16 protein-coding genes are annotated in these 19,620 nt (G+C 73.2%); 15 read left to right on the top strand and 1 reads right to left on the bottom strand.

What is annotated here, in order from left to right:
• Nucleotides 1-21: 21 nt before the first annotated feature.
• From AB0L45_RS34135 to AB0L45_RS34065, 15 genes are read left to right on the top strand one after another with little or no spacing between them, the layout of a single operon-like run.
• Nucleotides 22-2,193 carry a bi-domain-containing oxidoreductase gene (locus AB0L45_RS34135; protein ID WP_365847007.1) on the top strand — a complete coding sequence of 724 codons (2,172 nt, stop codon included), beginning with the start codon at nucleotides 22-24 and terminating at the stop codon, nucleotides 2,191-2,193.
• The gene (locus tag AB0L45_RS34130; RefSeq protein WP_365847005.1) at nucleotides 2,190-4,154 is read left to right on the top strand and encodes an alginate lyase family protein; all 1,965 of its coding nucleotides are present in this window, start codon (nucleotides 2,190-2,192) and stop codon (nucleotides 4,152-4,154) included. Before AB0L45_RS34135 ends, AB0L45_RS34130 begins: the two co-directional genes overlap by 4 nt.
• Before the next feature lie 8 nt (nucleotides 4,155-4,162).
• A complete protein-coding gene (locus AB0L45_RS34125; RefSeq protein ID WP_365847003.1) occupies nucleotides 4,163-5,695 on the top strand; it encodes a right-handed parallel beta-helix repeat-containing protein in 1,533 nt (510 codons plus the stop codon).
• A gap of 1 nt (nucleotide 5,696) precedes the next feature.
• Entirely contained in the window at nucleotides 5,697-7,001 is a 1,305-nt protein-coding gene (locus tag AB0L45_RS34120; RefSeq protein ID WP_365847001.1) for an O-antigen ligase domain-containing protein, read from the top strand.
• 8 nt (nucleotides 7,002-7,009) lie between these two features.
• A complete protein-coding gene (locus tag AB0L45_RS34115; RefSeq protein ID WP_365847044.1) occupies nucleotides 7,010-8,218 on the top strand; it encodes a glycosyltransferase in 1,209 nt (402 codons plus the stop codon).
• Nucleotides 8,215-9,450 carry a class I SAM-dependent methyltransferase gene (locus AB0L45_RS34110; RefSeq protein WP_365846999.1) on the top strand — a complete coding sequence of 412 codons (1,236 nt, stop codon included), beginning with the start codon at nucleotides 8,215-8,217 and terminating at the stop codon, nucleotides 9,448-9,450. The genes AB0L45_RS34115 and AB0L45_RS34110 overlap by 4 nt, the downstream gene beginning before the upstream one ends.
• Before the next feature lie 13 nt (nucleotides 9,451-9,463).
• Complete coding sequence (locus tag AB0L45_RS34105) at nucleotides 9,464-10,273, top strand: glucose-1-phosphate cytidylyltransferase (RefSeq protein WP_365846997.1); 810 nt, start codon at nucleotides 9,464-9,466, stop codon at nucleotides 10,271-10,273.
• Nucleotides 10,270-10,932 carry a PIG-L deacetylase family protein gene (locus AB0L45_RS34100; protein ID WP_365846995.1) on the top strand — a complete coding sequence of 221 codons (663 nt, stop codon included), beginning with the start codon at nucleotides 10,270-10,272 and terminating at the stop codon, nucleotides 10,930-10,932. The genes AB0L45_RS34105 and AB0L45_RS34100 overlap by 4 nt, the downstream gene beginning before the upstream one ends.
• Nucleotides 10,933-10,935: 3 nt before the next feature.
• Complete coding sequence (locus AB0L45_RS34095) at nucleotides 10,936-11,961, top strand: SDR family oxidoreductase (protein WP_365846993.1); 1,026 nt, start codon at nucleotides 10,936-10,938, stop codon at nucleotides 11,959-11,961.
• 35 nt (nucleotides 11,962-11,996) lie between these two features.
• Nucleotides 11,997-13,250, top strand: coding sequence for a DUF4910 domain-containing protein (locus AB0L45_RS34090; protein WP_365847042.1), 1,254 nt, complete (start codon nucleotides 11,997-11,999; stop codon nucleotides 13,248-13,250).
• Nucleotides 13,247-14,554 (top strand): hypothetical protein, encoded by a 1,308-nt coding sequence (locus AB0L45_RS34085; protein ID WP_365846991.1) that lies wholly within the window; start codon nucleotides 13,247-13,249, stop codon nucleotides 14,552-14,554. Before AB0L45_RS34090 ends, AB0L45_RS34085 begins: the two co-directional genes overlap by 4 nt.
• Entirely contained in the window at nucleotides 14,551-15,498 is a 948-nt protein-coding gene (locus AB0L45_RS34080) for a glycosyltransferase family 2 protein (protein ID WP_365846989.1), read from the top strand. Before AB0L45_RS34085 ends, AB0L45_RS34080 begins: the two co-directional genes overlap by 4 nt.
• Entirely contained in the window at nucleotides 15,495-16,691 is a 1,197-nt protein-coding gene (locus AB0L45_RS34075; RefSeq protein ID WP_365846987.1) for a polysaccharide pyruvyl transferase family protein, read from the top strand. Before AB0L45_RS34080 ends, AB0L45_RS34075 begins: the two co-directional genes overlap by 4 nt.
• On the top strand, nucleotides 16,688-17,239 hold the full coding sequence (rfbC, locus tag AB0L45_RS34070; RefSeq protein WP_365846985.1) for a dTDP-4-dehydrorhamnose 3,5-epimerase: 552 nt from the start codon (nucleotides 16,688-16,690) through the stop codon (nucleotides 17,237-17,239). The genes AB0L45_RS34075 and rfbC overlap by 4 nt, the downstream gene beginning before the upstream one ends.
• Nucleotides 17,240-17,246: 7 nt before the next feature.
• Nucleotides 17,247-18,572 (top strand): glutamate-1-semialdehyde 2,1-aminomutase, encoded by a 1,326-nt coding sequence (locus tag AB0L45_RS34065; protein WP_365846983.1) that lies wholly within the window; start codon nucleotides 17,247-17,249, stop codon nucleotides 18,570-18,572.
• A gap of 13 nt (nucleotides 18,573-18,585) precedes the next feature.
• Here the strand turns inward: AB0L45_RS34065 and AB0L45_RS34060 are convergent, their stop codons facing one another.
• Nucleotides 18,586-19,281 (bottom strand): phosphatase PAP2 family protein, encoded by a 696-nt coding sequence (locus AB0L45_RS34060; protein ID WP_365847040.1) that lies wholly within the window; start codon nucleotides 19,279-19,281, stop codon nucleotides 18,586-18,588.
• Nucleotides 19,282-19,620 lie beyond the last annotated feature (339 nt).

Below are 19,620 nucleotides of genomic sequence, written 5' to 3'. Positions count from 1 at the left end.
AAGGGAACAAGAGGAGCTCGGGTGAAACAGGTTGTGCAGAACTACAAGAGCGGCGAACTGGCGCTGCTCGACGTGCCCGTACCGGGGTGCAAGCCGGGCGGCGTGCTGGTGCGGAGCGCCTACTCGCTGATCTCCACCGGGACCGAGCTCATGAAGGTGTCCGAGGCGGGCATGTCGATGGTGGGCAAGGCCCGCTCCCGTCCCGATCAGGTGGCCAAGGTCATGCAGAGCGTGGCCACCAACGGGGTGCCGGCCACCTACCGCAAGGTGATGGGCAAGCTGGACTCCTACACGCCGCTGGGCTATTCGCTGTGCGGGGTGGTCGAGCAGGTCGGCGCCGGGATCGACGATGTGGCGGTCGGTGACCTCGTGGCCTGCGCCGGCAATGAGCACGCGCTGCACGCCGAGCTGAACTGGGTGCCGAAGAACCTCTGCACGCCGGTGCCGGACGGTCTCGCGCCGCGGCACGCGGCCTTCGGCACGGTCGGGTCGATCGCGATGCAGGGCGTCCGCCAGGGCGAGCCGCAGCTCGGCGAGGTGGCGCTGGTCATCGGCCTCGGGCTGATCGGGCAGCTGGTGGTGCAGCTGCTGGCCGCCTCGGGAGTCCGCGTCGTCGGCGCCGACCCCGACCCGGCGCGCTGCGAGCTGGCCGAACGTCTGGGCGCCGCGGCGTGCGGCGATCCCGCGTCCGCGGCCGTGGAGGCCGCCGTCGCCGAGCTGACCGGCGGCCACGGCGTGGACCAGGTGTATCTGGCCGCCGGTGGCGGCAGCAACCAGCCCGTGGAGCTGGCAGCCCGGCTCTGCCGGGACCGCGGCCGGGTGGTCGACATCGGCAAGTGCCGTCTGGACCTGCCGTGGAACGCGTACTACGAGAAGGAGCTCGACGTCCGGTTCTCCCGCTCGTACGGGCCCGGGCGCTACGACCCGGAGTACGAGCTGGAGGGGCGGGACTACCCGATCGGCTACGTGCGCTGGACCGAGCGCCGTAACCTGGCGTGCTTCCTCGGACTCGTCGCCCGCGGCCGCGTCGACGTGGAGCCCCTGATCTCCCACATCGCCGACTTCGACGACGCCGTCAAGACGTACCAGGGCCTGAAGGACGGCGAGTTGAAGGCCGTCGCGGTGCTGTTCCGGTACCCCGGGCAGACGGCCCAGGCCGCGGCCCCGGTGGTGGCCGTGCCCGCGGCGCACGTGCGGCGGAGTGCGGCCCGGGCCGTCAGGACGCCGGTACGGCTGGCGTTCGTCGGCGCGGGCAACTATGCGACGTCGATGCTGCTGCCGCACCTGGCACGGCGCGACGGCGTCACGCTCTCGACGGTGGTCACCACGACGGCGCTGTCCGGGGCCAACGCGCAGCGCAAGTTCGGCTTCGCCCAGGCGACCACCGACCTCGACGCCGTGCTCGGCGACCCGTCGGTCGACGCGGTGTTCGTGGTCACCCGGCACAGTTCGCACGCCGAACTGACCCGGAAGGCGCTGCTGGCCGGCAAGGCGGTGTTCGTGGAGAAGCCGCTGGCCCTCACCGAGGACGAGCTGGCCGGCGTGCTCGCGGCGGTGACGGAGTCCGGCAACGACCGGATCCAGGTGGGCTTCAACCGCCGGTTCGCGCCGCTGCTGCGCGAGGCCCGGCAGCGGTTCGGCGCCCGCAGCGGCCCGGCGAGCCTGCGCTACCTGGTCAACGCGGGCCGGCTGCAGCACGGCAGCTGGTACCTGCGGCAGGGCACCGAAGGCTCGCGGTTCGCCGGTGAGGGCGGGCACTTCATCGACACGGCGAGCTGGCTGCTCGGTGAGGACCCCGTGTCGGTGTACGCGGTCGCCACCTCCGGCAACGAGGACCTCCAGGCCGTACTGCGCTACCCGGACGGATCCACCGCCACCATCAGCTATGTCACCACCGGCCCGGCCAGTCTCCCCAAGGAGACGCTGGACCTGGTCGCGGACGGCAAGGCGCTGCGGCTCGACGACTTCGTCCGTGCCTCGGTGTACGGCAGCAAGCGGTGGACCAGTTCACGGCTGCCCAAGGCCCGGGACAAGGGCCAGGAAGCCGAATTGGCCGCGTTCGTCCGGGCCGTGCGGACCGGCGGGCCGATGCCGGTGCCGCTGGAGTCGCTGGTCGCCACCACGGCGGCCACGCTCGCCGTGCGGACCGGACTGGCCAGTGGCGCCCCGGTGACGTTGGCAGGGCCCCGATGACGGTGAGCTCGGGGAGTGCGGCCTGGTACCTGCGGCGGCTGTCCCGGATGGGGCCGCGGGAGATCGGCGGCCGGGTGGGCGACACGGTGCGCCGACGGCGGTGGCGGTCGGCGCTGCCGGACTGCCCGGACGTGACCGGCGCCCGGTTCACCGCCGTGCTGCCCGCCGGGACGCTCGCCACGGTACCGCCGGACGCCGCGGAACGTCTGGTCGCCGCGGCGGACCGGCTGCTGGCCGGGCACGCCGAGTACTTCGGGGTGGTCCGCGACGACCTGACCGGCCCGGACTGGTGGTACGACCCGAAGACCGGGCGCCGGGCGCCGGGGGGTTACGCCTTCGACGTGCCGTACCGGGACGAGGAGGCGGCCGGGGACATCAAGCAGATCTGGGAGCCGTCCCGGCACCAGTACCTCACCGTGCTCGCCGCCGCCTACGCGGTCACCCGGGACGAGCGGTACGCCGAGCGCGTGGCCGGGCACCTGCGGTCGTGGTGGGCGGCCAACCCGCCGCTGCACGGCGTGCACTGGATCAGCGGCATCGAGCTGGGCATCCGGCTGCTGTCCTGGGTGTGGATCCGCCGGCTGCTCGACGGCTGGCCGGGCGCGGCCGGGCTGTTCGAGGGCAACCCGGTGGCGGTCCGCCAGGTCTGGTACCACCAGCGCTGGCTGGCCGCCTTCCCCAGCCGGGGGTCGTCGGCGAACAACCACGTCATCGCCGAGACCGCCGGGCAGTTCGCCGCGGCCTGCGCGTTCGACTGGTTCCCCGCGTCGGCACGCTGGCGGGCCGACGCGCTGCGGTCGCTGGAGCGGAACCTGCGCGGCAACACCTTCCACTCCGGCCTCAACCGCGAGCTGGCCACCGAGTACCACGGACTCGTGCTGGAGCTCGGCCTGGCCGCGCTGGCCGAGGCCGACGCCGCCGGCGTGCCGGTCCCCGCGACCGTCCGCCTGGTGCTGCTGCGGATGACCGACGCCCTCGCGGCCGTCGTGGACGACCGGCTGCGGCCACCCCGCCAGGGGGACGCGGACGACGGTCACGGTCTGGTGCTGGACGGTGCGGGCACCGACCGCTGGGCCTCGCTGCTGGCCACCGGGGACGCCGTGTTCGGCCGGCTCCCCTGGTGGCCGGAGGTGACCGGCACCGATGTGCGCACCCCACTGCTGGCCGCGCTCGTCCGGCCGTACGCGAAGGTCGCGTCGGCACCGGCCGTGTCGCGCTGGGCGAGCCGCCCCGCGCATTTCGCGGACGCGGGCCTGACCGTCCTGCGCGGTCCGGGCGGGATCTGGTGCCGCTGCGACGGTGGACCACACGGCTTCCTGTCCATCGCCGCGCACGCCCACGCGGACGCGCTGTCCGTGGAGGTCCGGCACGACGGGGTCGACGTACTCGCCGACCCGGGGACGTTCTGCTACCACGGGCAGCCCGAGTGGCGGCAGTACTTCCGGTCGACGCTCGGCCACAACACCCTGGAACTGGACGGCGCCGACCAGTCCGTCTCCGGCGGTCCGTTCCTGTGGACCCGGCAGGCCCGCAGCCGCGTCCTGGTCGCGGAGACCGGCGGGGAGGTGGCCCGCTGGTGGGCCGAGCACGACGGTTACCAGCCCTCCGTGCACCGCCGCCGGGTGGAGCTGACCGCCGCGCGCCAGGAGCTGCGCGTGGTGGACGAGGTGCGCGGCCCGCGCCGGGCCGTGCGGCTGGCGTTCCATCTCGGCCCGGCGATCAGCGCGGACCTGGTGGGGAACCGGGCGGCGCTCACCTGGACCCGGAACGGCGAGGAGCGCTCCGCGGTGCTCGACCTGCCCGGTGAGCTGACCTGGCGGGCGCACCGTGGCGAGACCGGCCCCCCGCTGGGCTGGTACTCCCCCGGCTTCGGGCGCAAGGAACCCAGCACCACGCTGGTCGGCACCGGTTTCGCCGACGGCACGCAGGGGTTCACCACCGTACTCGGATTCCACGGCTAGGGGGACGCGTGGGGATCACGTGGCGGAACGGGGTGTGGCCGGCGGCAGTGCTGGCCCTGGCTCTGCCGACGGTGACCGGCTGTGAGAGCGCGCCGGGTGCCGGGGCGCGGCCGACCGTCGCGCCGTCCACGTCCGGGGCCCGGTCCGTGGCCCGGGTGTGCGCCGAGCCCCCGACCGGGCCGGCGAAAGCACCGGCGGGCGCGGTGCCGGTCGACCCCGCGGTGGTCGGTGACCTGGCCGCGAAGACCAGGAGCAGCCCGGCGGGCACCACGTTCTGGCTGCGCCCGGGCAAGCACCGGCTCGACCCGGACCGGTACGCCCAGGTCGTCCCCAAGAAGGGGAACCGCTACCTCGGTGCGCCGGGCGCGGTGCTCGACGGCCGACAGCGGAACCAGTACGCGTTCAGCGGTGCCGCCGGTGACGTCACCATCCGCTACCTGACCGTGCAGGGGTTCGTCGCGCCGCACGACGAGGGCGTGGTCAACCACGACTCGGCCGACGGGTGGGTGATCGAACACACGGCCATCCAGCACAACTCCGGCGCCGGCCTGATGGCCGGGGCCCGCCAGCGGGTGCGCGACAACTGCCTGCGCGACAACGGCCAGTACGGCCTGAACGCGTACAAGGACAACGGCACCGTCAAGGACCTCGTGGTCGAGGGCAACGAGATCGTGGGCAACAACACCGGTGACTGGGAGCGGCGCAAGGAGGGCTGCGGCTGCACCGGCGGGGTGAAGTTCTGGGCCGTGGACGGCGCCGACGTACGCGGCAACTGGGTGCACGACAACCGCGGCACCGGACTGTGGGCGGACACCAACAACAACGACTTCCGCATCGAGGACAACGTGCTGGAGGCCAACGACGGTGCCGCGCTGATCTACGAGACCAGCTACAACGCGGTCATCCGGAGGAACACGATCCGGCGGAACAACTGGGTCGAGGGCCGCAGCTACGCCGACCGCGGCGACACCTTCCCGTTCGCGACCGTCTACCTGTCCGAGTCGGGCGGCGAACCGCGGGTCGCGGCCCGCACGGACAAGATCGAGATTTCTCGGAACGTGCTGGAGAACAACTGGTCCGGCATCACCCTGTGGGAGAACGCCGACCGGTTCTGCAACAGCCCGGCCAACACCTCGTCCGGCGACTGCACGCTGCTGGTACGGGACGCCCGCCGCTGTGCGCGGCCGGCGATCGCCGAAGCCCCGCTCTACGCCGACTGCCGGTGGAAGACCCAGCGGGTGGACATCCACGACAACCGCTTCGTCCTGGACAAGTCCGTCGTCGAGTGCACGGTCAAGTGCGACCGCATGGCGGTGCTGGCCAATTACGGCACCTACCCTGACTGGTCGCCGTACCAGGGCGAGCGGGTGGCCGACGCGGTCACCCTCAAGCAGCGCAACCGCTGGCACGACAACGTCTACGTCGGACCGTGGACCTTCGTCGCCCACGACCCGAGCCGGGTGCTCGACTTCGGGGAGTGGCAGGGCACGCCGTACCGGCAGGACGCGGGCAGCACCCTCGACCCACGGGCCGGTGGTTGAGATGAGCCAGGACCTGCGGCACGGTGGGCTGCCCGCCGGAGCGGACCCGGCGGGCACCCGGCCCGGCGCCGGGCACCGCCCGGCCGGCACGCCGAAGACCGTCGGGATCGTCTGGGGACTGCTGATCCTGAACACGCTCGGCTCCGCCGGCGCGAAGACCATCGTCCCGCTGCCCCGCTCCCTCATCCAGGTCGTCACCATGGGCGCGCTGGCCGCCGCGTTCACGCTGGCGCTCGCGCTCAATCCCCGGCTGCGCTTCCGGCCCGGCGCCTTCCTGTTCCTGCTCACCCTGCTGCTGGTGCCGAGCGTGCTCTCCAGCCTGCAGCTGGAGTCCGGGCTCGGCGCGCTGTTCCGCTGCGCCCGGCTGGCGCTCTTCATCGGCACGCTGTGGCTGCTCAGCCGCTGGTGGGACGGCAGCCTGACGTTCGTCCGGAGCCACATCCGGATGTACTTCGCGGTGCTCGGGTCGGTGGCCGCCGGCCTGGCCGTCTCACCGGGCGCGGCCCTGCCCGAGCTGTACGGCGGCCGGCTGGTCGGCGCGCTGTGGCCGCTCACCCCGCCGCAGATCGGACAGTACGCCGCAGTGATCATCGGGCTGACCGTGCTGCTCGTACTGGGCCGCCGGACCGACAAGGCCAGTGCGGCGGTGGTCGTCGTGCCGTCACTCGTCCTGCTCGCGCTGACCCATACCCGTACGGCGACGCTCGGCCTGCTCGTCGGGCTGGCGCTGGCGATCGGCTCGCTCCTGCTGACCAGCGCGGCCGCCCGCCGGTTCTTCACCTGGGCGGTGCTGTGCGCCGCGGTGGCCGCGGTGGGGTTCGCCCCGGCGCTGCGGACGTGGTTCCTGCGCGGCCAGAGCGAGGAGGGTCTCAGCAGCCTCACCGGCCGGGCCACGGTGTGGGACGCCCTGCTGGCGGCGCCCCGGACGGCCGCGGAGCAGCTGTTCGGCACGGGGCTGGGCGACAAGTCGTTCGGCGGGCTGCCGATCGACAACAGCTGGCTGGCCGTCTACCACGAGCAGGGCTGGACCGGCATCACCCTGGTGGCGGCGGTCGTCCTCGTACTGGGCGGTGTCGCCCTGCTGCGGCCGCCGTCGCTGCCGAGGGCCTGCGCGATCTTCCTGATCAGTTACTGCGCGATCGCCTCGTACACCGAGGCCGGGCTCGGTGACGCCTCGCCGTACCTGCTGCATCTGGCCCTGGCCGCCTCGCTGCTGGCGGTACCGGCACCGGCCACGGCCACGCCTCCGACGACACCCATGCCCCCTCGACGACGTGTCCCGCGCTGGGCACAGGACCGGAGGTGACCTCGACCATGCACATCCTCGTGGTGCACAACCGCTACTCCTCGGCGCAGCCGAGCGGGGAGAACAAGGTCGTCGACCAGGAAGTGGGGCTGCTGCGCGCGGCCGGCCACCGGGTCGAGCTGTTCGAGCGGCGCAGCGACGACATCGCCGCCCGGTCCCTGCCGGGCAAGGCCGCGGTGCCGCTGCTGGTGCCGTGGAACCCGGCGGTCCGTACGGAACTCGCCGCCCGGCTCCACGCCGTGCGCCCCGACGTGGTGCACATCCACAACGTCTTCCCGCTCCTGTCGCCCGCGGTGCTGGCCGCCTGCGCCGACGCCGGCGTGCCTGCCGTCGCCACCCTGCACAACTACGGCCAGATCTGCCCGCCCGGCACGCTCCAGCGGGACGGCCGGCCGTGCACCGAGTGCGTCGGCTCCACGCCCCTGCCCGCCGTCCGGCACGGCTGCTACCGGAACTCCCGGCTGGCCACGGTGCCGCTCGCGGTCAGCCTGTCGGTCAACCGGCGGCGGTGGTGGTCCGGTGTGGAGCGGTTCTTCTGCATCTCCGGGGCACAGCGCGAGGTGCTGGTGCGGGCCGGTATGCCGGCCGGACGGCTCGCGGTGAAGCACAACTTCGTGCCCGAGCCGGACGCCCGCCGCGCGGGCACCGGCGAGCACCTGCTCTATCTCGGCCGGCTCGCGGAGACCAAGGGCGTACGGCTGCTCATGGCCGCGTGGGACGAGATCGCCGCGGGCGGCGGGGTGGGCGTGCCGCTGGTGATCGCCGGCGCGGGGCCGCTGGAGCCGGAGGTGACCGCCTGGGCGGCGGGCCGGGAGGACGTGCGGTACGCCGGCCTGTACGACACGGCGCAGTGCCGGCAGGCCGTCGCGCGGTCGGTCGCCGTGGTGGCGCCCTCGACGTGGCTGGAGGCGTTCGGCCTGGTGGTCGTGGAGGCGATGGCGGCCGGGGTGCCGGCGGTCGCCGCGGGGCACGGCGCCTTCGTCGAACTCGTCGAGGACGGGGTGACCGGGCTGCTGCACCAGCCGGGCGAGCCCGCCTCGCTCGCGTCCTGTCTGCGGCGGATCACGGCCGATCCGGGCCGCAACCAAGAGATGGGCCAGGCGGCCCGGCGCCGTTACGAGCAGGGTTTCAGCCCGGCCGTCGGGCTGGAGCGCCTGGTGGAGGGGTACCGCACCGCGATCGCGGGTCGGACGGAACTATTGGGGGGCAGTGCATGACACGATGCCGACTCTGCGGCTCGGAAGCGATGGCGAGCGTCGTCGACCTCGGGGCGACGCCGCCGTGTGAGAGCTTTCTCGCCGCTGATCAACTGGACCAGCCGGAGCTGACGTACCCGCTGCACCTGCGGGTCTGCACCGACTGCTGGCTCGCGCAGCTCCCGCCGCTGATCACCCCGGAGGAGACGTTCACGGAGTACGCGTACTTCTCCTCCTTCTCGTCCTCCTGGGTGGAGCACGCCCGTACCTTCGTGGCCGGCGCCGTGGAGCGGGCGGGGCTCGGCCCGGACGCCTTCGTGGCCGAGGTCGCGAGCAACGACGGGTACCTGCTGAAGCACGTGGTGGACCGCGGGATCCGCTGCCTGGGCATCGAGCCGTCGGTGAACGTCGGCGCGGCGGCACGGGACGCGGGCGTGCCCACGCTCACCGCGTTCCTGTCGCCGGACACCGGCGCGGCCGTCCGCGCCGAGCACGGCCCGGCGGACCTGGTCGTGGCGAACAACGTGTACGCGCACATCCCCGACGTGGTCGGGTTCACCGAGGGGCTGCGTGCCCTGGTCGCCGACGACGGCTGGGTCTCCGTCGAGGTGCAGCACCTGCTGACGCTGATCGAGGAGAACCAGTACGACACGATCTACCACGAGCACTTCCAGTACTACACGGTCGCGTCCGCGATCCGGGCCCTCGCCGGCGGCGGGCTCACGCTCGTCGACGTCGAGCTGCTGCCCACGCACGGCGGCTCCATCCGGCTGTGGGCCCGGCCGGCCGAGGTGGCGGGCGAGCCGTCGCAGCGCGTGTCGGACGTGCTGGCCAGGGAGAAGGCCGCCGGTCTTCAGGAGCTGTCCGGGTACACCGAGTTCTCCGCCCGGGTGGCCAAGGTGCGCCGGGACCTCCTGCGGTTCCTCGTCGAGGCGGCCGAGCGCGGTGAGACGGTCGTCGGCTACGGCGCCCCCGGCAAGGGCAACACCCTGCTCAACCACTGCGGCATCCGGCCCGACCTGCTGCCGTACACCGTCGACCGCAACCCTTACAAGCACGGCAGGTTCACCCCGGGCACCCGTATCCCGATCCTGCCGCCCGAGCGGATCGCCGCCGACCGGCCGGACTACGTACTCGTCCTCCCCTGGAACCTGCGGGCCGAGCTGGCCGAGCAGCTGTCCTTCGTGCACGACTGGGGCGGCCGGCTGGTCTTCCCCATTCCGGAACTGAGCATGGTCGAGGGCACATCGTGAAAGAGGTCGCAGCATGAAGGTCGTACTGTTCTGCGGCGGTTACGGACTGCGGATGCGCGCCGGAGCCTCCGACGACATCCCCAAGCCGATGGCGATGGTCGGCCCACGGCCGCTGATCTGGCACGTCATGCGCTACTACGCGCACTTCGGGCACACGGAGTTCATCCTGTGCCTCGGTTACGGGGCGCACCACATCAAGGACTTCTTCCTGCATTACGAGGAGACGGCGTCCAACGATTTCGTGCTGCGCAACGGGCAGGCCGAGCTGCTGTCCACCGACATCGCCTCGTGGACGATCACGTTCGTGCAGACCGGCATCGAGTCACCGATCGGGGAGCGGCTGCGCCGGGTGCGGCACCATCTCGACGGCGACGAGATGTTCCTGGCCAACTACGCCGACGTGCTCACCGACGCCCCGCTGCCGGAGATGATCGACCGGTTCGCCCGGAGTGACGCCGGTGCGTCGATGACGGTGGTGCCGCCGCAGTCCTCGTTCCACTGCGTCGAGCTGGGCGAGAACGGCATGGTGGGCGGCATCACCGCGGTGAGCGACCTGCCGCTGTGGGAGAACGGCGGCTATTTCGTCCTCCGGCAGGAGGTCTTCGACCACATTCCGGAGAACGGTGACCTGGTCGCCGACGGGTGCGCCCGACTGGCCAAGCAGGGGCGGCTGATGGCGTACCGGCACCGCGGTTTCTGGAAGCCGACCGACACGGTGAAGGAGCGGGCCGCGCTCGACGCCGCCTACGCGCGCGGTGACCGCCCGTGGGCCGTGTGGGAACGGGACGGCGTGGCGGCGAACGCCGGCGGGAGGACCGTATGATCCCGCTCAGCGCCGGACGCCTGGACCGGATCGTCGCGGTGGGCGCGCACTGCGACGACATCGCCATCGGCGCCGGCGGCACGCTGCTGACGGTGTGCCACGCGCGGCCGGGTGTCCGTGTCGACGCGCTGGTGCTCTCCGGCGGCGGCAGCGAGCGGGAGCAGGAGGAGCAGGCCGCGCTCGCCGCCTTCTGCCCGGGCGCCGACCTGCGGCTGACCGTACTGAAGCTGGCGGACGGCCGGCTGCCGGCGCAGTGGGACGAGGCCAAGGCCGCGGTGGAGGAGCTGCGCGCGCAGACCGACCCGGACCTGATCCTGGCCCCGCGCACCGACGACGCGCACCAGGACCACCGCGGCCTGGCGCGGATGGTGACCACCGCGTTCCGCGACCACCTGGTCCTCGGTTACGAGATCGTCAAGTGGGACGGCGATCTCGGCCGTCCGTCGGCGTACCAGCCGCTGGCGCCGGAGACCGCCGAGGACAAGGTGCGGCTGCTGCAGGAGCACTACCCCTCGCAGCGGCACCGGCCCTGGTACGACCGGGAGGCCTTCCTCGGGCTGGCGCGGATCCGCGGCATCGAATGCCACGCGCGCTACGCCGAGGCGTTCGCCGTCACCAAACTCACGCTCGATCTCGGCACTCTCACTCTGGGGGATTGAACCTTGCGCGTACTGCTCACCGGGCACCAGGGCTACCTGGGCACCGTCATGGCCCCGGTCCTCACGGCCGCCGGGCACGAGGTGGTCGGCCTGGACGCCGGCCTGTTCGCCGACTGTGTGCTGGGCCCGGCGCCCGCGGACCCCACGGGGCACCGGGTGGACCTGCGCGACGTCACGGCGGACCACGTGGCCGGGGTGGACGCCGTGATCCACCTGGCCGCGCTGTCCAACGACCCGCTGGGGTCGCTGGCGCCGCAGCTCACCTACGACATCAACCACCACGCCTCCGTACGGCTGGCCCGGCTGGCCCGCGAGGCCGGGGTGCGGCGTTTCCTGTACGCGTCGACCTGCTCGGTCTACGGCGCCGCCGGCGGCGACGACCTGGTGACCGAGGACGCCCCGCTGCGCCCGGTGACGCCGTACGCGGAGTCCAAGGTGCGGGTGGAGGACGACCTGCACGCGCTGGCCGACGGCGATTTCAGCCCGGTCTCCATGCGCAACGCCACCGCCTTCGGCTACTCCCCCCGGCTGCGTGCCGACATCGTGCTGAACAACCTGGTCGGGCATGCGCTGCTGTCCGGCGAGGTGCTGGTGCTCTCCGACGGCACCCCCTGGCGTCCGCTGGTGCACGCCGCCGACATCGCGCAGGCCTTCACTGCGGCGCTGACCGCGCCGCGGGAAGCGGTGCACGACCGGGCGTTCAACATCGGCAGCGAGGTCAACAACGTCACGGTCGCCGAGATCGCCGGGCAGGTCGCCGAGGCGGTGTCCGGCTCCAAGGTGGTGATCACCGGCGAGACCGGTGCCGACCCGCGCTCCTACCGGGTGGACTTCTCCCGGTTCCGTGCCGCGGTGCCCGGCTTCGACTGCGCGTGGACGGTGAAGCAGGGCGCCGTCGAACTCGCCGAGGCGTACCGCGCGTACGGCCTGACCCGGGAGGGCTTCGAGCAGCGCTTCACCCGCCTCGCCGTGCTGCGCGCCGCGTCCGGCGCCGGCATCGTCGACGAGACCCTGCGGTGGCGCCGGTGACCGGGGCGGCGCCGGCCGCCGCGGCCGGCGAGGAGATGTACGCGCTGGTGGAGCGGCTGTACCCGCTGTGCCGGAGCATCACCGGCGACGGTGTGCGCGCCACCTTGGACATCGTCGGCGAGTACGTGCCGCTCCAGGTGCACGAGGTGCCGACGGGGACGCAGGTGCTCGACTGGACCGTGCCGCAGGAGTGGAACATCCGGGACGCGTACATCGCCGACGGCGCCGGCCGGCGGGTCGTCGACTTCGCCGCGTCCAGCCTGCACGTCCTCGGCTACAGCGTGCCGGTGTCGGCGACCATGCCGCTGTCCGAGCTGCGCGCACACCTGCACACCCTGCCGGAGCACCCGGGCTGGGTGCCGTACCGCACCAGCTACTACCGGCCGGAATGGGGGTTCTGCCTGGCGCAGGAGACCCTGGACGCGCTGCCGGAGGGCGCGTACGAGGTCCGTATCGACTCCACACTCGCGGCTGGTCACCTCACCTACGCCGAGCACGTCGTCCCCGGGCAGGTCCCCGACGAGGTGATCGTCTCCTGCCACGTCTGCCACCCGTCGCTGGCCAACGACAACCTGGCGGGCATCGCGGTGGCGACGTTCCTGGCCCGGGCGCTCGCCGAGGAGACGCCGTACTACACCTACCGGTTCATCTACGCGCCCGGCACCATCGGGGCGATCACCTGGCTGGCCCGCAACGCGCAGCGGATCGACCAGGTCAAGCACGGGCTGGTACTGGCCTGCGCAGGCGACCGGGGCCCGTTGACGTACAAGCGGAGCAGGCGCGGCGACGCGGAGATCGACCGGGTGCTGCAGCACGTGCTGCGTGCTTCCGGACGCCCGCACCGCGTCACCGAGTTCACCCCGTACGGCTACGACGAGCGGCAGTACTGCTCGCCCGGGTTCGACCTCGGCGTGGGCTCGCTCACCCGGACCCCGTACGCGGGCTATCCCGAGTACCACACCTCGGCGGACAACCTGGACTTCGTCTCCCCGGAGGCGATGGCGGACACCCTGGCCGTCTGCCGCGAGGCGTTCGCCCTGCTGGACCGCAACCGGCGGTACGTCAACCTCAGCCCCTACGGCGAACCGCAGCTGGGCCGGCGCGGGCTGTACGACTCGCTCGGCGGCCGCAGCGACGCGAAACAGGCCCAGCTGGCCATGCTGTGGGTGCTCAGCCTCTCCGACGGTGAGCACGGCCTGCTGGACGTCGCCGAGCGGTCCGGGCTGCCGTTCGACACCGTCGCCGCCGCGGCCGCCGCCCTGCACGGCGCCGGACTGATCAAGGCATGACGCCGATGACCACCGGGGAGCAGAGGACGAGGCCGAAGGCCGCGATCGCCAGGCGGGCCCTCGTCGGGCGGCTGTCCTGGGGGCTGGCCGACCAGGCGGCCTCCAGCGTGTCCAACTTCGTGGTGGGCGTCTACGTGGCCCGCTCGCTGGGGGTGACCGCGTTCGGCGTGTTCAGCCTCGCCTGGGTGACCTACGGCGTGGTGCTCAACGTCTCCCGCGGCCTGGCCACCGACCCGCTGGTGGTGCGCTTCAGCGGAGTGCCGCACGCGTCCTGGCGCGCGGCGGTGACCCGGTCGTCGGGCGCCGCGCTCGGCGTCGGTGCCGCTCTCGGCGTGGTGTGTCTGGTGGTCGGCCTCGGCGTCGGCGGCCGCGTGGGGCCCGCGTTCGCCTGCCTCGGGGTCGTCCTGCCCGGGCTCCTGCTGCAGGACGCGTGGCGGTTCGCGTTCTTCGCCGCGGGCGCCGGGCGGAAGGCGTTCGTCAACGACCTGGTGTGGGGCGTCGCGTTGGTCCCGGCCATGGTGGTGGCGGGTCGCATGGGCGGCGGGGAGAGCGTGTCCGCTTTCGTGCTCGCCTGGGGCGGGTCCGCCGCGGTGGCCGCGGTGTACGGCTGTTTCCAGTCCGGGATCCGGCCCCACGTGACCGGCGCGCGCGAGTGGCTGCGCGCGCACCGCGACCTCGGCTACCGGTACCTGGTCGAGAACGTCAGCAACAGCGGCGCGAGCCAGCTGCGGGCGTACGGGCTCGGGGCGATCGTCGGGGTCGGCGCCGTGGGCGTGATCCGCGGTGCCGAGCTGCTGCTCGGCCCGTTCATGGCGGTGCTGATGGGGCTGTCGCTCGTCACCGTCGCGGAGGCGGCACGCGTGCTGCGGCGCGCCCCGCACCGCCTCGGCGCGTTCTGCCTCCTGCTGGGCGGCGGGCAGGCCGCCGCCGCGCTGCTCTGGGGCGGGGCGCTGCTCCTCGTGCCCGACCGGCTCGGCGAACTCGTGCTCGGCGGCGTCTGGAGCGCCGCCTCGGAACTCGTCGTGCCGGTCACGCTCGGCGTCGCGGGCGCCGGGCTCGGCACCGGCGCGGCGGCCGGGCTGCGCGCGCTCGGCGCGGCCCGGCTCAGTCTGCGCAGCCAGCTGTTCGCCTCCGCCTGTTACGTCATCGGCGGGCTCGGCGGGGCGGCCGTGGCCGGCACCGCCGGTTCGGCCTGGGGCGTCGCCGCCGCGACCGTCAGCGGCTCGGCCGTGTGGTGGCTGCACCTGCGGTCCGCCCTGCGCGAGCACCACCGGAACACCATCCGTGAAGTGAGGACGTCATGACCGCCCACCCCAGGCTGAGCATCGGCCTGCCCGTGTACAACGGCGAGGAGTACCTGGCCGAATCGCTCGACGCCCTGCTCGGCCAGACCTACGAGGACTTCGAGCTGGTCATCTCGGACAACGCGTCGACCGACGGGACCGAGGACATCTGCCGCACGTACGCCGCGCGGGACTCCCGCATCCGCTATCTCCGCCTGGCCCGGAACATCGGGGCCGCGCCGAACCACAACCACGTGTTCACCCAGTGCCGCGGCGAGCTGTTCAAGTGGGCCTCGCACGACGACCTGTACGCCCGGGACCTGCTGCGGCGCTGCGTCCAGGCGCTGGACGAACGGCCGGACGTGATCCTCGCGCACGCCGACCAGGCGGTCGTCGACGAAGACGGCCGGGTCAAGGTCCCGTACGCGTACACGCTGGCCACCGGCTCCCCGCACGCGCCGGAGCGCTTCCGCAGCCTGCTGTTCGAGCCCGGTGGCGACGACTTCTACGGGGTGCTGCGGGCCGATGTGCTGCGCCGGGTGAAGCCGCACGACAGTTACCACCACGCGGACCGCACGTTCGTCGCCGAGATCGCCCTGCACGGCCCCTTCCACCAGGTGCCGGAGCTGCTGTACTTCCGCCGCGACCATCCCACCCGTGCCGAGCGGGCGAACCCGTCCAAGCGCGCGCGGTGCGTCAACCTGGATCCGCGTCGGGCGGGCCCCCTGCACCCGACGCCGCGGCTGCTCGCCGAGTACGTCCTGGGCTTCGCCTCGGCGATCCGGCGGGCGCCGCTGTCCTCGGCCGACCGGCGCGCGTGCTTCGGTCACCTGGCGGCGTGGATGGCCAGCCGGGTGCGGCCGGGCGCCGGCGAGCGGGTGGAGGACCGTACCCCGGTCGATCCGGACCGGTTCGCCGTCTCCGTCGACGCGCTGGTGGCCGGCCGCGAGCGGAGGCAGGCGTGACCCCGGTGCGGGTGGGGGTGTTCGGCCTGCTCGGTTCCGGCAACCTCGGCAACGACGGATCGCTCGAAGCCGTGCTCGGCCACCTCCGCGCCGCACACCCGGAGGCGGTCGTGGACGCGCTGTGCGGCGGGCCCGAGGTCGTCACGGCCCGGTACGGGATACCCGCGACGCGGCTGCACTGGAACCGCGGCGAGTACCGGACCGCGTCGCGCGCGGGCGCGGTCGCGGCGAAGGGGCTGGGCAAACTCGTCGACGTCGGCCGCACCGCCGCCTGGGTGCGCCGGCACGACGTGGTGATCGTGCCGGGCATGGGCGTCCTGGAGGCCACGCTGCCGCTGCGGCCGTGGGGCTTCCCGTACTCACTGTTCCTGCTCTGCGCGAGCGGCCGGCTGACCGGCACCCGGGTCGCGCTGGTCGGCGTGGGCGCGGACGCGATCAGTGACCGGCCGACCCGGGCCCTGGTGCGGTGGTCGGCGCGGCTGGCCGCGTACCGGTCGTACCGGGACACCCTGTCCCGCGACGCGATGCGGGCGATGGGGGTGGACACCGCGCGCGACGAGGTCCACCCGGACCTCGCCTTCGCCCTGCCGACGCCGCCCGCCGGCACGCCGTCGGGCACGGTCTGCGTCGGCGTCATGGACTTCCACGGCGGCAACGACGACCGGGCCCGGGCCGAGGAGATCCACCGGCGCTACCTCGACGGGACGACCCGGTTCGTGCGGGCGCTGGTCGCGGAGGGCAGGCGGGTCCGGCTGCTGACCGGCGACGCGTGCGACGGGCCGGTGGCCGCCGCGATCGTCGAAGCGGTGGACTCGCCACTGGTCACCGCCGCCGGCGCGGCCTCCCTCGCCGACCTGATGAGGGAGGCCGCGGCCGCCGACGCCGTGGTGGCCACCCGCTACCACAACCTGATCTGCGCGCTGAAGGCCGGTACGCCCACGCTCGCGCTCAGTTACGCGGCGAAGAGCGACGCGCTCATGGCGAGCATGGGCCTCGGCGCGTACTGCCATCCGGCCCGGGAGGTCGACGCCGACCGGCTGCTGGGACAGTTCCGGGAGCTGGAGAAGCGATCGGCGGAGCTACGGCGGACCCTCACCGAGCGGAACGCGGACGCCGCGCAGCAACTGGCCCACCAGTTCACCACCTTGACCAGGGTCCTGTTCAAGGCCACCGCCCGGCAGGAGACACCATGAAAGCGACCGAAGTCCCGGCGGTCCGGGGCGCCTTCCTCTTCGAGCCGACCCCGTACGCCGACGAGCGCGGTTTCTTCTGCCGCACCTTCGACGCCGACGTGGTCCGCTCGGTGGGCCTCGCCCCGGACGCCTTCGTCCAGGACAGCCTGTCCCGCTCGGCCCGCGGCGTGCTGCGCGGCCTGCACCTGCGCTCCGGCGCCGGCGAGGCCAAGCTGGTGCGGTGCTCGTACGGGAAGATCTTCGACGTCGTCGTGGACCTGCGGCCGGACTCGCCGACGTACCGCAACGTCGCCTCCTTCGAGCTGTCCGGCGACACGCAGGCGACCCTGTACGTCCCGGCGGGATGCGCGCACGGCTTCCAGGCGCTGACCGCAACCGCCGACACCTCGTACCGGATCGACCGCCCGCACGATCCGGCCGAGGACGTGACGATCGCCTTCGACGACCCGGAGCTCGCCATTCCCTGGCCGCTGCCGGTGACCCTCATGTCGAAGCGGGACCGGGAGGCACCGAGCCTCGCCGAAGTCCTCCGCCGGAACGAGAAGTGAGGTCGGCATGAACACCGAAGAGCTCCACCTGACCCGGTCGCGGCTGGCCAACGAGCGGCTGCACGCCATGGTCCCCGGCGGCGCGCACACCTACGCCAAGGGCGACGACCAGTACCCCGAGGACCTGGCCCCGGTCATCAGCCACGGCCGCGGCGCCCACGTGTGGGACATCGACGGCAACCGCTACGTCGAGTACGGCTCCGGCCTGCGGTCGGTCAGCCTCGGCCACGCCCACCCGCGGGTGACCGAGGCGGTACGGCGGGAACTCGACCGCGGCAGCAACTTCGTCCGGCCGTCCATCGTGGAGGTCGAGGCCGCGGAACGCTTCCTGGCCACGGTACCGACCGCCGAGATGGTGAAGTTCGCGAAGAACGGCTCCGACGCCACCACCGCCGCGGTGCGCCTGGCCCGCGCCGTCACCGGGCGCCCGCGGGTGGCCGTCTGCGCCGACCATCCGTTCTTCTCCGTCGACGACTGGTTCATCGGCACCACGCCGATGCCCGCCGGCATTCCGGCGGCGACCACCGAGCTGACCGTGGCGTTCCCGTACGGGGACCTGGCCGCCACGGAGGAACTGCTCAGCCGCTACCAGGGCGAGGTCGCCTGCCTGATCCTGGAACCCGCCACCCACACCGAGCCTCCGGCCGGTTATCTCAAGGGCCTGCGCGAGCTGGCCGACCGGCACGGCTGCGTGCTCGTCTTCGACGAGATGATCACTGGCTTCCGGTGGTCCGAGGCGGGCGCCCAGGGCCTGTACGGCGTCGTCCCCGACCTCTCCACGTTCGGCAAGGCGCTGGGCAACGGGTTCGCCGTCTCCGCGCTGGCGGGGCGTCGCGAGCTGATGGAGCGGGGCGGGCTGCGCCACTCCCGCGAGCGGGTGTTCCTGCTGTCCACCACGCACGGCGCCGAGACGCACTCGCTGGCCGCCGCGATGGCCGTACAGGCCACCTACGTCGAGGAGGGCATCAGCGCGCGGCTGCACGCCCTCGGCGAGCGGCTGGCCGCCGGTGTCCGTGACGCCGCGGCCGCGATGGGCGTCGGTGACCACCTCGTCCTCCGGGGCCGGGCCAGCAACCTGGTCTTCGCCACTCTCGATGAGCACCGGCAGCCGTCGCAGCGGTACCGCACCCTGTTCCTGCGCCGGCTCCTCGCGGGCGGGGTGCTCGCCCCCTCGTTCGTGGTGAGCAGCGCGCTCGACGACGCCGACATCGACCACACCGTCGACGTGGTGGCCCAGGCGTGTGCCGTGTACCGGAAGGCGCTGGACGCCGGCGACCCCGCCCCGTGGCTGGGCGGGCGGCCGGTGCGGCCCGTGTTCCGCCGGCTGGCGTGACGGGGCGGCAGGGTCAGTCCGGCCGGTCGGCGTCGGTCCTCCGGCCGGCCGGCCGGTCGGTCATGCGGTCGGCCGTCCGGTCGACCAGCCACGCGGTCGCCGGTGTCACCGCCAGTGCGGTGCACCAGCCGCCGAGGACGTCGGTCGGGTAGTGCGCGCCCAGGGCGACCTGCGCCCAGCCCATGGCGGCGCCGGCGGCCGTGGCCGCGGCGAGCACGAGTGAGGTGCCGGCCGCCCTGCCCAGGCCGAGCCGGCCGGCCGCGAGCAGCGCCACCACGAGGGCGAGCGCGGTGCAGAAGGCGGTGTGCCCGCTCGGGTAGGACAGGTTGCCGTCGCCGTGGATGGTGCGTCCCACCAGCGACTTGAGCAGTGTCGCGATCACCACGGTGAGGCCGGGCCCGGCCACGGCGAGCACCGCCGCACGAGGCCACCGGAGCAGCAGACAGCCCGTGACGGCGGCCGCCAGCAGCGCCGCCGAACCGAGGGGCTCCCCCAGGAAGTCCGTGGCGAGGGCGACATGCCGCCACGGCGGCCGCACACTGTCCGCCGTGGGGTCGATGAACCACCCGTCCGCCGTGCCGGGCTCACTGTGGCCGGCGTACAGCACACCGAGCACGACGACCGGCAGCGTGGCGAGGGCCGCGAGCAGCCCGAGCCACGCGCGCAGGGGCGGGGGCAGCACCGCGGCGGGCGCCGGCCGTCCGGGCACAGACCCGCCGTGACAGTCCATCCGGCTGATGCGATGCACCTCCCCCACCTGATCGGCCCCCGACTCACCGGATTTGCCGAAGGTTTGGCCGAGGGCACCGGCATCGGTCTCCGCTTGCCACCCTAGCCACAATCGGGTGCGCGGGACACCGTTGTCGTCAGTTGACGCGGCAGGCCCGTGGAGTTGCTGACGTAAATACAGTTTTCCTCGCCCGTTCTCAACCTTCCGGCCCCCGGTGGCAACTGTTCCCTGAAAGCATGGCGCGAAATCCAGGGCGGTTGAGCAGGTACATGACTGCATTTGACGACGGGGAGCATCACGGACGGTACGGAAGGCGCG

Source organism: Streptomyces sp. NPDC052496, assembly GCF_040679095.1.
Taxonomy (GTDB): Bacteria; Actinomycetota; Actinomycetes; order Streptomycetales; family Streptomycetaceae; genus Streptomyces.
This window is presented reverse-complemented; position numbering and strand designations above follow the sequence as displayed.